The sequence below is a fragment of the Methylotuvimicrobium buryatense 5G genome, from assembly GCF_000341735.1.
GTDB classification, from domain to species: Bacteria; Pseudomonadota; Gammaproteobacteria; order Methylococcales; family Methylomonadaceae; genus Methylotuvimicrobium; species Methylotuvimicrobium buryatense.
The window spans coordinates 4,175,764-4,188,579 of sequence record NZ_KB455575.1 but is presented as its reverse complement, the minus strand read 5'-3'; the positions used below and the strand labels follow the sequence as shown (position 1 = coordinate 4,188,579).

9 protein-coding genes, 2 tRNA genes and 2 rRNA genes are annotated in these 12,816 nt (G+C 49.0%); 5 read left to right on the top strand and 8 right to left on the bottom strand.

The features are described 5' to 3' along the window. Positions 1-33 precede the first annotated feature (33 nt). Entirely contained in the window at positions 34-672 is a 639-nt protein-coding gene (gene adk, locus METBU_RS0118795) for an adenylate kinase (RefSeq protein ID WP_017842084.1), read from the bottom strand. Positions 673-1,003: 331 nt separating this feature from the next. Between adk and METBU_RS0118790 the strand changes: the two genes are divergently transcribed. The 4 genes from METBU_RS0118790 (at position 1,004) to hemF (ending at position 4,463) form a co-directional block, all read left to right on the top strand. Further along, positions 1,004-1,474: a CBS domain-containing protein gene (locus METBU_RS0118790; protein ID WP_014149948.1), complete on the top strand. Its 471-nt coding sequence runs from the start codon at positions 1,004-1,006 to the stop codon at positions 1,472-1,474. Between the two features lie 38 nt (positions 1,475-1,512). After that, a complete protein-coding gene (locus tag METBU_RS0118785) occupies positions 1,513-2,073 on the top strand; it encodes a DUF1415 domain-containing protein (RefSeq protein WP_017842083.1) in 561 nt (186 codons plus the stop codon). A gap of 2 nt (positions 2,074-2,075) precedes the next feature. Further along, positions 2,076-3,233: a hypothetical protein gene (locus METBU_RS0118780; RefSeq protein WP_017842082.1), complete on the top strand. Its 1,158-nt coding sequence runs from the start codon at positions 2,076-2,078 to the stop codon at positions 3,231-3,233. 309 nt (positions 3,234-3,542) lie between these two features. Beyond that, the gene (hemF, locus tag METBU_RS0118775) at positions 3,543-4,463 is read left to right on the top strand and encodes an oxygen-dependent coproporphyrinogen oxidase (RefSeq protein WP_017842081.1); all 921 of its coding nucleotides are present in this window, start codon (positions 3,543-3,545) and stop codon (positions 4,461-4,463) included. 476 nt (positions 4,464-4,939) lie between these two features. Here the strand turns inward: hemF and METBU_RS0118770 are convergent, their stop codons facing one another. Together METBU_RS0118770 and METBU_RS0118765 are read right to left on the bottom strand one after the other, a co-directional pair. Next, on the bottom strand, positions 4,940-5,881 hold the full coding sequence (locus tag METBU_RS0118770) for a TraB/GumN family protein (protein ID WP_017842080.1): 942 nt from the start codon (positions 5,879-5,881) through the stop codon (positions 4,940-4,942). Between the two features lie 81 nt (positions 5,882-5,962). Beyond that, positions 5,963-6,445, bottom strand: coding sequence for an FKBP-type peptidyl-prolyl cis-trans isomerase (locus METBU_RS0118765; RefSeq protein ID WP_017842079.1), 483 nt, complete (start codon positions 6,443-6,445; stop codon positions 5,963-5,965). Positions 6,446-6,544: 99 nt separating this feature from the next. On the opposite strand from METBU_RS0118765, the gene greB reads away from it, so the two are divergent. Continuing rightward, positions 6,545-7,042, top strand: a complete 498-nt coding sequence (greB, locus tag METBU_RS0118760; RefSeq protein ID WP_040575876.1) for a transcription elongation factor GreB — start codon at positions 6,545-6,547, stop codon at positions 7,040-7,042. A 47-nt stretch (positions 7,043-7,089) separates the two neighbouring features. Here the strand turns inward: greB and wecC are convergent, their stop codons facing one another. From wecC to METBU_RS0118725, 5 genes are all read right to left on the bottom strand, one after another. Then, entirely contained in the window at positions 7,090-8,298 is a 1,209-nt protein-coding gene (wecC, locus tag METBU_RS0118755; protein WP_017842077.1) for a UDP-N-acetyl-D-mannosamine dehydrogenase, read from the bottom strand. Positions 8,299-8,915: 617 nt separating this feature from the next. Next, positions 8,916-9,031, bottom strand: a 5S ribosomal RNA gene (gene rrf, locus METBU_RS0118745). Positions 9,032-9,322: 291 nt separating this feature from the next. After that, a 23S ribosomal RNA gene (locus tag METBU_RS0118735) occupies positions 9,323-12,218 on the bottom strand. Positions 12,219-12,534: 316 nt separating this feature from the next. Beyond that, a tRNA-Ala gene (locus METBU_RS0118730) sits at positions 12,535-12,610 on the bottom strand. Positions 12,611-12,681: 71 nt separating this feature from the next. Continuing rightward, a tRNA-Ile gene (locus tag METBU_RS0118725) sits at positions 12,682-12,758 on the bottom strand. Between the last annotated feature and the right edge of the window lie 58 nt (positions 12,759-12,816).

Here is a 12,816-nt window from a genome sequence, read left to right as displayed (position 1 = left end):
TATGCGTTAAGCGTCGATAAAGACGCTTGCGCGTTATCCTAAAACGGCAAAAATCTTTTGCGTAATCTCATCGACCGACCCGACACCGGCAATCGATGCGAAGTGAGTCTTGCCGCCCAATGCCGAATAGTAACCGACCAACGGCTTGGTTTGTTCGTGATATACGCTCAGCCTTTTACGAACGGTGTCTTCTTGGTCGTCATCTCGCTGAATTAAAGGTTCGCCGGTTACATCGTCGACACCAGCCGTTTTAGGCGGATTGAATGCGACATGATAAGTCCTACCTGAGCCCGGGTGCACGCGTCTACCGCTCATTCGCTTAACGATTTCCTCGTCCTCGACCACAATCTCGATAACATGGTCAATCACGATATCCATCGCGGCCAAACCCTCGGCTTGCGCGATTGTGCGAGGAAAACCGTCCAGCAAAAAACCGTTTTGGCAATCCGGCTGCGCAATTCTCTCTTTGATCAATCCTAAAATAATATCGTCCGAAACCAAGCCCCCCGCATCCATGACTTTTTTAGCCTCGACGCCCAACGGCGTACCTTCGCGCACAGCGGCCCGCAACATATCTCCGGTCGAGATTTGCGGAATGTCATATTTTTCGGTAATAAATTGGGCCTGCGTTCCTTTGCCGGAACCGGGACTACCCAAAAGAATAATGCGCATAATGAAACTCCAAGTTTGTCTGGTTATTTGAAATATACCCTTTGCTAGTCAAATTTCGGCATCGGGCTGCCCGTCAAAGGCTTAGCAGCTAGATTTTGACATAACCAATGGCCTATGGAATTTAGGTGCCGGGTGCCTCCATACGCCTATTGCCGAAATTTTAAATTGTGATGGGCCCATACTTCGCGCCTAAGTACAAACACACTTTAGCGGTTAAGTTGCTCTCACAAAACAAGGCATTTTATATCAAAATAGACATTAACTCTTGTAAAAAACAGATATTTTCCCTATTCTTACTCGGTTTATCAATTATCTTTAGGAGTGCAACTACATGCGTGTTGAAGATTTAATGACTTCGCAAGTATTCACAGTCGAACAACATGACATGATCGATCGTGTCTTTTTCTTGCTGCATTATGAAAAAGTTCGTCATTTACCCGTCGTTGAAAAAGGCAAAGTCATCGGCATCGTATCGGATCGAGACCTGTACAAAGCCTTAGGACCGAAAAGCAACTCGAACTCGGTTGAGACCGTCGAAGGGAAAACCGTTTTGCAGGTCGTCCCACAAAAAGTTCAACACATCATGCGTCGAGGCGTATTGACCGTTAATCCCGATACTTACGCGTCAGAAGCCGCCAGCATTATGGCCGAAAACAAAGTCGGAGCACTACCGGTCGTCGATCACAATAGCAAGCTGGTCGGCATCGTATCGGCCACCGATATTTTGCGCGTTTTTGCGAAAATCGAAAAAGCCAGCGAAGAACGGGAAAAAAGAATTGCGGCCGGCGTCAGCCATACCTAACCGAACGAATCACTTCGAAACTATCCTTCAATGCTGAAGTGACTGTCGACCCGGTAGAATACGCAATAAGGGCATGGCTCGAAACCGTTGTCATCGGTCTCGACTTATGCCCTTTCGCCGCTAAACCGTTTCGCCAAAAAGGAATTCGTTTCAGTATTTGCCGAAGCGCCGACACCGCAAGCGGCCTTGAGCGTTTGATCGAAGAATGCCGGCATTTAGATACCGACTTAAGCATAAACACAACACTGCTGATTTACCCCCATTCGCTGCACGAATTCGATGATTATCTCGATTTTCTCTCTCTGGCCGAAACACTATTGTCGGAGCAGGGCTACGACGGTATTTATCAACTGGCCAGCTTTCATCCCGACTACTGCTTCGCCGATAGCGACAGCGACGATCCGGCCAATTATACGAACCGATCGCCCTACCCTATCCTGCATCTGCTTCGCGAAGACAGCATCTCCGAAGCCATCGAGCGCCACCCGGACTCGGAAAATATTCCTAGACGCAATATCGCACTTGCCCGTAATCTCGGCAAACCTCACCTGCACGCACTCATTGCCTCATGCCGTCAGGCAGGTGCTCCGAGAGAATAAACATGCGCAGCAGTATCCGGCACCATGTCGACCAATTGCTGATCGAACAAGGTCGATTTTCGCCGATCGCATGGCTGCTCGCGACCGGCTATCTTAGCTATTCGAACTACATCGATTGGCGAGACGGCCTTATCGAAAACCTGGACAGTTGTTTTACGGCGCCGCGCGAACGTATCATCGAGCAACTTGCCATTGCTACGAATTATGCACGAGCGCTGGGCTTGAGCGAAACGCGCGGCACCTATCTTTCAACCGAGCAAAACGAACTCATCATCAGCCGCGACCCGCAAAACGACATCAATTTCAAAACAGACTTCGTACCGGCGCAGGACCGCATGCAGATGGATTTGTTTTTCGACAGTGCACCGGTTTATGCCGAAAACGAGTTAATCGACGCTATCACTAACCGCAACAAACGCAAAATTCCGGAACTGCTAGACACCTTATACGCCTTTGACCCCACAAAGCACGAAGACTATGCGCTTCTGATCGAGCAGGAAAAAAAATTCCGGGCGCCCGGCTTTTCGTTATCCAATAAACTCGATACCTTAGATAATACACTGATGCCGTTAGCGGTTAAGTTATTACGAACAGAAGCTATACGTTTTCTGACGCCGCTGTGGCAAGACTTGACCACCGAACTAACCGGCCGCCCCTTCGATCCCGAGCAGCCTAAGCTACATGTCAGCTATACAGGCACGAAAGCATTTCTGTGGCATGACGTTACCAAAGCAATCGAACAAGAACCCGACTACTCTAAACAACCTATTTTGCTATTTCGCTATGCCGAGGCCAGCTTCAAAGTGATCCGGGAACTGGCCGGTCTCGAGCATTGGTTTTTGTTATTCCTGCTGCATACCGAAACAGCCGAACAACTGTTAAAACAGACCGGATATCATTTGCTTTCCGACGACTGGGAACGATTTCAGGAACTTGACCCCGAGTTGCCAACGCAGATTTTCCCGGCCTGGATACTATTGATCAAGCCGGCACTCGCTAAACAAGACCTTATTTTAAACGGCGAAACGGAAGGTTTTCTCGCATTCAGCCTAGCCAAGCAATTAAGCGCCGAACCGCTTGAGTCGACCTCGATCGCTTTAAGAGCGGACCTAAAAAAACTTAATCCGGATTTGTTCCGGCATTTTCTTGATTCCCTATAGAGAGTGCACGCTAAAAATTTGCCTTAACCTAACGTTCATGAAAGCCCGGCAAATGAAAGTACGAGACGTGGGGAGGGCGCGGTCACTCGCCCGACAGGACGCCGTGAATACGTCCATGTAGGCTCGATGGCGGCTATCCTGCCGCCAACGCCTGTCGATCGAGCAACCGCACCCTCTCCGGAACCGGCATTGCCAGAACAGAGATTTGTATATCGAAAAATTAGATAATGAATCCAAATTTACGAACTTTCACAGTAACTAAAACGGGTAGATTTTAACACCCGCTTCCTCTTGACACTCTAATTAACAATGAATAACAAAGACATCGAAAACGTCAAAAGCTTTCTGCTGGATTTACAAAATCGGATCTGCGCCGCACTGGAAAGCCAGGAACCGAACGCGAGATTCATCGAAGACGACTGGCAAAGACCTGAAGGGGGAGGCGGCAAGACCCGAGTGTTAAGCAACGGTCACGTCATCGAACAAGGCGGCGTCAATTTTTCTCACGTCTTCGGTAACCAACTACCTGCGTCTGCGACAGCCGCGAGGCCGGAATTGACCAACCGCCGATTTCAAGCGATGGGCGTTTCATTAGTCATTCATCCGCGTAACCCCTATGTTCCGACTTCACATGCCAATGTGCGCTTTTTTGTCGCTGAAAAACCCGGCGAAGAGCCGATTTGGTGGTTCGGCGGAGGATTCGATTTAACGCCTTTTTATCCGTTTTATGAAGATGTGCAGCATTGGCATCGAACCGCGCGCCTCGCCTGCGAGCCTTTCGGCAAAGAGGTTTATCCTCGCTATAAAAAATGGTGTGACGAGTATTTTTATTTGAAGCACCGCGGCGAAACACGCGGTGCGGGCGGATTGTTTTTCGACGATCTGAATGAATGGGGCTTCGAGCGATGCTTTGCATTCATGCAAAGCATCGGTAATCACTATATCGACGCCTATGTGCCGATTATCGAAAAACGCAAAAACACGCCTTACGGCGAGCGAGAACGCGAGTTCCAACTCTATCGTCGCGGCCGTTACGTCGAGTTCAATCTGGTTTACGATCGCGGTACGCTATTCGGCCTACAATCGGGCGGACGTACCGAATCTATTTTGATGTCTATGCCGCCGGTTGCGAACTGGCGCTATAATTGGCAACCGGAACCGGGCTCCCCCGAAGCAGAGTTGTACGAACGTTATTTAAAGCCGCAAGATTGGCTGGGCAAAAATCAATAAACTTACTCCCTTATGATCGAAAAATCGTTTAACCTAAATTCGGCAATTTAACCATGAAGTTCATGAAGGGTTTCAAGAAATTACCTAAGGATTAGGACGTAAATAACCCCCCTACTTTAGGAAGCACTGCCATTAAATTAAGGGAGCCCGTCATTCCGCCATGGACTGGCGGAATCCAGTGCCATGGATGGCAAGCTTTGAGGCAAAGTAGATCCTGGATACAAGCATTACTTAATCTGTGATGGCTTAACTTAATGGCAGTGCCCGAGGAGGCGCCGGGGTGTCCGACAAAGGCTTTGCCAGCATGGAGCTGGCATAGAGCCTACATGGACGTATTCACGGCGTCCTTTGGCGGACACCCCGGCGCCGAATTTTGATCTACGACGGGTATATCACGAAATCCTAAGCATTCTCGCTAACCTTTTGGGTGAGAGAAAGTTTTATACAAACGTATAACAAGTTACTCAATTAACCTCTTATTCTTCATTATTTTCATGGCAAAATGCTTTTTCTAGGTTAATAGGAAAGGGCCGGTAAGGCTCGACAACATAACCCCGTTCGCATAATTGCCGCAAAACACCCTCTTCCCCGGCCAAATGCAAAACGCCTACTAAAATCAACTCTCGCTCGGGCGTACTTAACATCGTCTCAATCTTAGGTACCCAAGCATTGTTGCGATTGACCAGCAGTTCCCGATATAGGCTAGGGTAATCGCTGCGCATCGGCGCGATTCCTAATTCATCCAATGTATCGAGATCGCCTGAACGCCATGCAGACTTGAGCCTACTCAGTAACGCAGGGAGCTCTTGAATATCTCTTAACGTGGACAAAATGAGTTCGTTCTCTTGCCCCCGTCCCATCTGCTCCAGTACTGATATTTGCATCTCTAACGACTCTAGCGCACCGACGGGTTTATTATCGGATTGGGCTTTCGCGCTGAAAAAATGATCGACGCCGGCTTCGGCTAAACCTAAACGATGTAACTCAAACATCATCAAGCTAATCGCGGCCAAAGGCGGCTTCAAGTTCTGTAACGACTCAATCGCTATACCCGCATGCCGACAAAAACGCTCCAATTCGGCATAAGTCTCGGCGTTAAGCTCATCACGCAACGTCGTACCGTCGACATACTGTAAACGCCGCATCATAGTTATTTGCACTTCCTGCCCGGATAGGTCGGTTAAATCGACTTCCAACACTAATTTGTCGGCTTTTCGATAAACCCGCTCAAACGCTTCGGGTAGCGGATAATCCGACGCACTCAGCAAGTGAATAGTACCGCCGATAAACAATTCAGTATCACCTTTACTAACCCGCCATAGCGAGGTCTCAGAGCAAACCGGACCCGCAATTAGAAGCGCGAGCGCAAAAAAAGAGCAAATGACTTTGTAATGCGTAGCCGATTTGAGCGTCTTCATAATGATGAAAGAGGGATCGTTTGTGTTGCTCGGACTCTAGCAACGCATTCGGTCCTCGTAAAAATATTGAATAAGCCCGGATTAGTGATCTACGCCGCCAACACCATGAATATGGCCGTGCGCCAACTCATCCTCGGTCGCCGCTCTAACATCGGTGACTTCAACATCGAAATTCAGCGACTCTCCGGCTAGAGGATGATTGCCGTCTATCGTCACTTCCTCGCCTTCGACTTTAATAACGGTAACAATACCGGGACCTGAACTGACATCGGCATGAAACTGCATACCGACTTCCACGTTATCAACACCTTCGAACATCTTGCGAGGGATAACCTGAACCATTTCTTGAAAATATTCGCCATATCCCTCTTCGGGAGCGATAGAAACTTGGAATTTATCCCCAACCGATTTACCCTGTAGAGCTTTTTCCAAACCGGGAATGATATTGCCGCTGCCATGAAGATAAACCAACGCATCACTGCCTATCGAGCTATCGAGTTGCTCACCCGCCGAGTTGGTTAATGTGTAGTGGATCGAAACCGCCATATTGTCAGCAACTTGCATAAATAAACCTTTTTTAATTAATGAAGGGCTGTTTATGATATAAAATTGACGCCAATTTGTCTGAAAATATTCAAAATTAATTTCATTACCTTACTAATCATGAGCCGCTGGAGACCCCCTCAACCTAAATCATCGCCCTACATCACCCACCACGGCTACCAAGCCTTGGAACAAGAACTCAGGCAGCTATGGGAAAGACGTAAGGATGTGACTGAAGCGCTCGCCGCCGCAGCCGCGGAAGGCGATCGATCGGAAAACGCCGAATACATCTATCGAAAAAAAGAATTACGCGATATCGACAGGCGTATTCATTACTTGCAAAAACGCTTGCCGATTCTGAAAGTGGTCGATCAAACACCGAACGATCAAGATCGCATCTATTTCGGTGCCTGGGTAACGCTGGAAAACGCCGAAGGAAAGGAAGTCAAATACCGAATCGTAGGCGCAGACGAGCTCGATCCGGCTAAACAGCATATCAGCTTGGATTCGCCACTAGCCAAGGTCTTATTGAAGAAGACATTTGACGATGTGGTCGTCATTAACATTGCCAATCAAGCCGTACAGTATACGGTGCTGGATATTGCCTATGAGGCATGATTCGGAAAACCGCATCGCTTTAGTTTTCCGAATCGGGCATCCGCAAACTATTGAATCACGCCGCGCGTATCGATCAAAATTTTCTCCTTGAGATCGGCCGCCTTCAACGCTTTAAACGGCTTATGATCGACCAACAGCAGCACGATATCGGACCGCTTGATGACTTCTTGATAAGGCAACAGCGCAAATTCTTTGTGTTCCGTTAAGTTGGGTTCGGCAACCAATACCTCGCCAATGCCTTGCTTTCGTATTTCCTTAACGATATCCAAAGCCGGCGACTCCCGCAAATCGTCGACATCAGCTTTAAAAGCCAAACCCAAACAGCCGATAACAGGATTTTTAAATTTATCGGCACTGACTTTGACTTTGTCGATGACCCAATGCGGTTTGGCATCGTTTACTTCGCGAGCGGTCCTAATGAGCCTGGCTTGATCCGGTGACCTCGCCACAATAAACCAAGGGTCCACGGCAATACAATGCCCGCCGACGCCAGGCCCCGGTTGCAATATATTTACTCGAGGATGGCGATTCGCTAATTTGATCAATTCCCAAACGTTGATATTTTCCTGATCGCAAATCAGCGACAACTCGTTAGCAAAAGCGATATTGACATCCCTGAATGAATTTTCGCTCAGCTTGCTGAGCTCGGCGGTTTTGGCATCTGTTGCCAAAATCTCTCCGCGCACAAAAGCTTGATAAAATTCGATAACTTTTTCAGTCGATATTTCATTAATACCGCCAACGATGCGGTCATTTTCCACTAATTCAGTCAAGATTCGTCCCGGCAACACGCGCTCCGGACAATGCGCGACATAAACGTCTCTTCCGACGTCATGACCTTCTTCGCTTAATATCTTTGCGACGATATCGTCGGTAGTACCGACCGGGCTGGTCGATTCCAAAATAACAATGTTCCCAGGCTTTACAAAAGGCGCGATAACTCGCGTAGCGGCTTCAACATAGGACAGGTCGGGTATGTGGTCGTCTTTAAAAGGTGTCGGCACCGCCAGAATAAAGACATCGGCTTCTTGCGGATGCAAGCCGGCTTTCAGATTTCCCGATTGTACGGCCGATTTGACCAAAATATCGAGATCGGGCTCGACGATATGAATCTTACCTTGGTTAATGGTATTGACAACATGCTCGGAAGTATCGACGCCAAAGACATCAAAGCCCTTGGTTCCTAATAACGACGCGGTAGGCAATCCGATGTAGCCAAGTCCAATTACGCAAACTTTTGTTGCCGATGGTTGCATAGTTCTTCCTTATAGGTCCTTTAAAAATAGATGCTGATTTTTTGCCTCACTTTTAAAAAAGTGAGAAGTCATTTTTTGGACATTTATCGCCTCAAAGAGCGCTTAATTCTTCTTCATCGTCATTTTCGTTTACAAAGACACCGATGTCCACACCCTTTTCTTTATATACCCTTTACTAGTCAAATTTCGGCGCCGGGGTGCCCGTCAAAGGACGCCGTGAATACGCCCATGTAGGCTCTATGACAGCATCCATGCTGCCAAAGCCTTTGCCGAACCCCCAGGCGCCTCCATACGCTAATACCGAAATTTGAAGTGCGTTAGGTATACTCAAAAAATGGTTAGCTTTATGAAGGTATAGGGTGTGGCTAGCGAGGATGTCGGCAACAGGGAGTGCCGCCGTCGAGCCTACATGAACGTATCCATGGCGTCCTGTCGGGCGAGTGAGCGCACCGTCGACAAAGCGCATGGTTTCAAAACGATATTTATCAAGAACTCCTTCGCAAATCAAATGACATCAAACGGCAATGATTGTGCTTTATTGGCGATGCCATTCTATGACAAACCTTAAGGCAAAAAAAAGCCCGTGTTGAGTGATCAACACGGGCTTTAGGATAAGAGCCTGGCAATTCCCTACTTTCACATGGCAAACTGCCACACTATCATCGGCGCTAAGCGGTTTCACTGCCGAGTTCGGGATGGGATCGGGTGGGACACGCTCGCTATGGTCACCAGGCAAACTGGTTACAGCAGGTTCAACGCTAAGCCGTTAGCTTAAAGGTTATCTTCTTTAATGCTTACTCGGCTTTGTGCTTTGCGCCTACTCAAAACTCTTTACTAACAGGTGTTTTCGGTTTTATCAGGGTTTTCGGTCTCTGCCGCTTAGCCTTTCGCCTTGCGCCTTTTACCTTGAACCTTGCTCTTTTCACCTGTTTTTTTGGAAATCTGTACACGTTTTTCGCTCTCTCGCTTTAGCGATTGTCGGCCGTTGTATAACACTCTGGTTTTCAAACCGATTGGGTGTTATATGGTCAAGCCTCACGGGCAATTAGTATCAGTTAGCTTCATGTGTTACCACACTTCCACACCTGACCTATCAACCTGATCGTCTCTCAGGGCCCTTCAGGGGACTCATGGTCCCAGTGAGATCTCATCTTGGGAGAGGCTTCCCGCTTAGATGCTTTCAGCGGTTATCCCGTCCGAACATAGCTACCCGGCAATGCCATTGGCATGACAACCGGAACACCAGAGGTTCGTCCACTCCGGTCCTCTCGTACTAGGAGCAGCTTCCCTCAAATCTCAAACGCCCACGGCAGATAGGGACCGAACTGTCTCACGACGTTCTGAACCCAGCTCGCGTACCACTTTAAATGGCGAACAGCCATACCCTTAGGACCTGCTTCAGCCCTAGGATGTGATGAGCCGACATCGAGGTGCCAAACACCGCCGTCGATATGAACTCTTGGGCGGTATCAGCCTGTTATCCCCGGAGTACCTTTTATCCGTTGAGCGATGGCCCTTCCATTCAGAACCACCGGATCACTAAGACCTACTTTCGTACCTGCTCGACTTGTCCGTCTCGCAGTCAAGCGTGCTTTTGCCTTTACACTCATCGCATGATTTCCGACCATGCTGAGCACACCTTCGTGCTCCTCCGTTACTCTTTGGGAGGAGACCGCCCCAGTCAAACTACCCACCAGACACTGTCCCCAATCCAGATTATGGACCTAGGTTAGAACTTCAAACATACCAGGGTGGTATTTCAAGGTTGGCTCCACACCAACTGGCGTTGATGCTTCACAGCCTCCCACCTATCCTACACAAATAGGTTCAAAGTCCAGTGTCAAGCTATAGTAAAGGTTCACGGGGTCTTTCCGTCTAGCCGCGGGTACACTGCATCTTCACAGCGATTTCAATTTCACTGAGTCTCGGGTGGAGACAGTGTGGCCATCGTTACGCCATTCGTGCAGGTCGGAACTTACCCGACAAGGAATTTCGCTACCTTAGGACCGTTATAGTTACGGCCGCCGTTTACCGGGGCTTCGATCAAGAGCTTCTCCGAAGATAACCCCATCAATTAACCTTCCGGCACCGGGCAGGCGTCACACCCTATACGTCCACTTTCGTGTTTGCAGAGTGCTATGTTTTTGCTAAACAGTCGCAGCCACCAGTTTAATGCTACCCTCTTGGGCTCCATCCGCAAGGGACTTCACCTACCAAGGGCGTACCTTCTCCCGAAGTTACGGTACCATTTTGCCTAGTTCCTTCACCCGAGTTCTCTCAAGCGCCTTAGAATTCTCATCCCACCCACCTGTGTCGGTTTAGGGTACGGCCGCAGATAACCTGAAGCTTAGAGGTTTTTCTTGGAAGCAGGGCATCAATCACTTCGTCTCCCCAAGGGGACACTCGTCATCACGTCTCAGAATTATGGAACCGGATTTGCCTAATTCCACTCCCTACTCGCTTAAACTGCCTATTCCAACAGACAGCTGACCTAGCCTTCTCCGTCACCCCATCGCAGTTACCTCCGGTACAGGAATATTAACCTGTTTTCCATCGACTACGCCTTTCGGCCTCGCCTTAGGTGCCGACTAACCCTGCGTCGATTAGCGTTGCGCAGGAAACCTTGGGTTTTCGGCGTGGGGGTTTTTCACCCCCATTATCGTTACTCATGTCAGCATTCGCACTTCTGATACCTCCAGCCGACTTCTCAATCGACCTTCGCAGGCGTACAGAACGCTCCTCTACCACCTTACTTACGTAAGATCCGTAGCTTCGGTACTATGCTTAGCCCCGGTGAATCTTCCGCGCAAGCCGACTCGACCAGTGAGCTATTACGCTTTCTTTAAAGGATGGCTGCTTCTAAGCCAACCTCCTGGCTGTCTGGGCCTTCTCACATCGTTTCCCACTGAGCATAGATTTGGGGACCTTAGCTGACGGTCTGGGCTGTTTCCCTTTTCACGACGGACCTTATCACCCGCCGTGTGTCTCCCGTGCTCGCACTTGTTGGTATTCGGAGTTTGCATCGGGTTGGTAAGTCGAGATGACCCCCTAGCCGAAACAGTGCTCTACCCCCAACAGTGATACACGAGGCGCTACCTAAATAGCTTTCGAGGAGAACCAGCTATCTCCGAGCTTGATTAGCCTTTCACTCCGATCCACAACTCATCCGAATCCTTTTCAACGGATCCCGGTTCGGCCCTCCAGTTAGTATTACCCAACCTTCAGCCTGGTCATGGATAGATCGCCCGGTTTCGGGTCTAATCCCAGCGACTATGACGCCCTATTCAGACTCGCTTTCGCTACGCCTCCCCTATTCGGTTAAGCTTGCCACTGAGATTAAGTCGCTGACCCATTATACAAAAGGTACGCAGTCACCCATCCGAAGACAGGCTCCTACTGCTTGTACGCATACGGTTTCAGGTTCTATTTCACTCCCCTCTCCGGGGTTCTTTTCGCCTTTCCCTCACGGTACTGGTTCACTATCGGTCGATAAGGAGTATTTAGCCTTGGAGGATGGTCCCCCCATATTCAGACAAGGTTTCACGTGCCCCGTCCTACTCGTTTTCACACTCAGCAAATTTTCGTATACGCGGCTATCACGCTGTATCGCCAGACTTTCCAGACTGTTCTACTAATTTGCTCAATGCTTAAGGGCTGCTCCCCGTTCGCTCGCCGCTACTAAGGGAATCTCGGTTGATTTCTTTTCCTCCGGGTACTTAGATGTTTCAGTTCCCCGGGTTCGCCTCCTTAAGCTATGTATTCACTTAAGGATAATCAGGTTGTCCTGATTGGGTTGCCCCATTCGGAAATCCGCGGATCAAAGTTAGTTTGCAAACTCCCCGCGGCTTATCGCATGCTACTACGTCCTTCCTCGCCTCTTATCGCCTAGGCATCCACCGTATGCGCTTATTCACTTGACCATATAACCCCAATAAGTCTGACGTTATACGGATCAGCTGACATTTTCGCTTTCTGCTTGAGAACTCATTCAGTTCACGTTCGGTTCCGCCTATTTTAATCGCTCCCCTTGCCTTTCGACACGGGCGCTTCTAAACTCGACTTCTCCGTCTGTGTACATGAACTTGTTATTTGTATCTTCTTAGTTTAAATTGCTTTAAACGCTGAATTTACAGTGTACAGATTTCCAAATTGTTAAAGAGCTATTACTGACGTTGTTGTTTCGTCACCAATGCTATACAGTCTTTTCGGGTGTTCGCCGTTAAAACTGTATAGCATTGGTGGAGCCAGGGAGGATCGAACTCCCGACCTCCTGCGTGCAAGGCAGGCGCTCTCCCAGCTGAGCTATGGCCCCTTGGGGGGTCGTGCAAACCAGGCAGTGCTAGCTTGACGGGTGGTCCTTCCGCTTCCAGGCTTGCGCCGCGTTGGTGGGCCTGGGAGGATTTGAACCTCCGACCTCACCCTTATCAGGGGTGCGCTCTAACCAACTGAGCTACAGGCCCAGGCTCGTGACGTCTTCGATCAAAATAATTTGTTGTGGGTACTTATGACGAACGCTTG

Excerpts from the sequence above, each read along its gene's own strand:
- adk (WP_017842084.1), bottom strand. The coding sequence starts at position 672 with ATGCGCATTATTCTTTTGGGTAGTCCCGGTTCCGGCAAAGGAACGCAG.
- METBU_RS0118790 (WP_014149948.1), top strand. The coding sequence starts at position 1,004 with ATGCGTGTTGAAGATTTAATGACTTCGCAAGTATTCACAGTCGAACAA.
- METBU_RS0118780 (WP_017842082.1), top strand. The coding sequence starts at position 2,076 with ATGCGCAGCAGTATCCGGCACCATGTCGACCAATTGCTGATCGAACAA.
- hemF (WP_017842081.1), top strand. The coding sequence starts at position 3,543 with ATGAATAACAAAGACATCGAAAACGTCAAAAGCTTTCTGCTGGATTTA.
- METBU_RS0118770 (WP_017842080.1), bottom strand. The coding sequence starts at position 5,881 with ATGAAGACGCTCAAATCGGCTACGCATTACAAAGTCATTTGCTCTTTT.
- METBU_RS0118765 (WP_017842079.1), bottom strand. The coding sequence starts at position 6,445 with ATGCAAGTTGCTGACAATATGGCGGTTTCGATCCACTACACATTAACC.
- greB (WP_040575876.1), top strand. The coding sequence starts at position 6,545 with ATGAGCCGCTGGAGACCCCCTCAACCTAAATCATCGCCCTACATCACC.
- wecC (WP_017842077.1), bottom strand. The coding sequence starts at position 8,298 with ATGCAACCATCGGCAACAAAAGTTTGCGTAATTGGACTTGGCTACATC.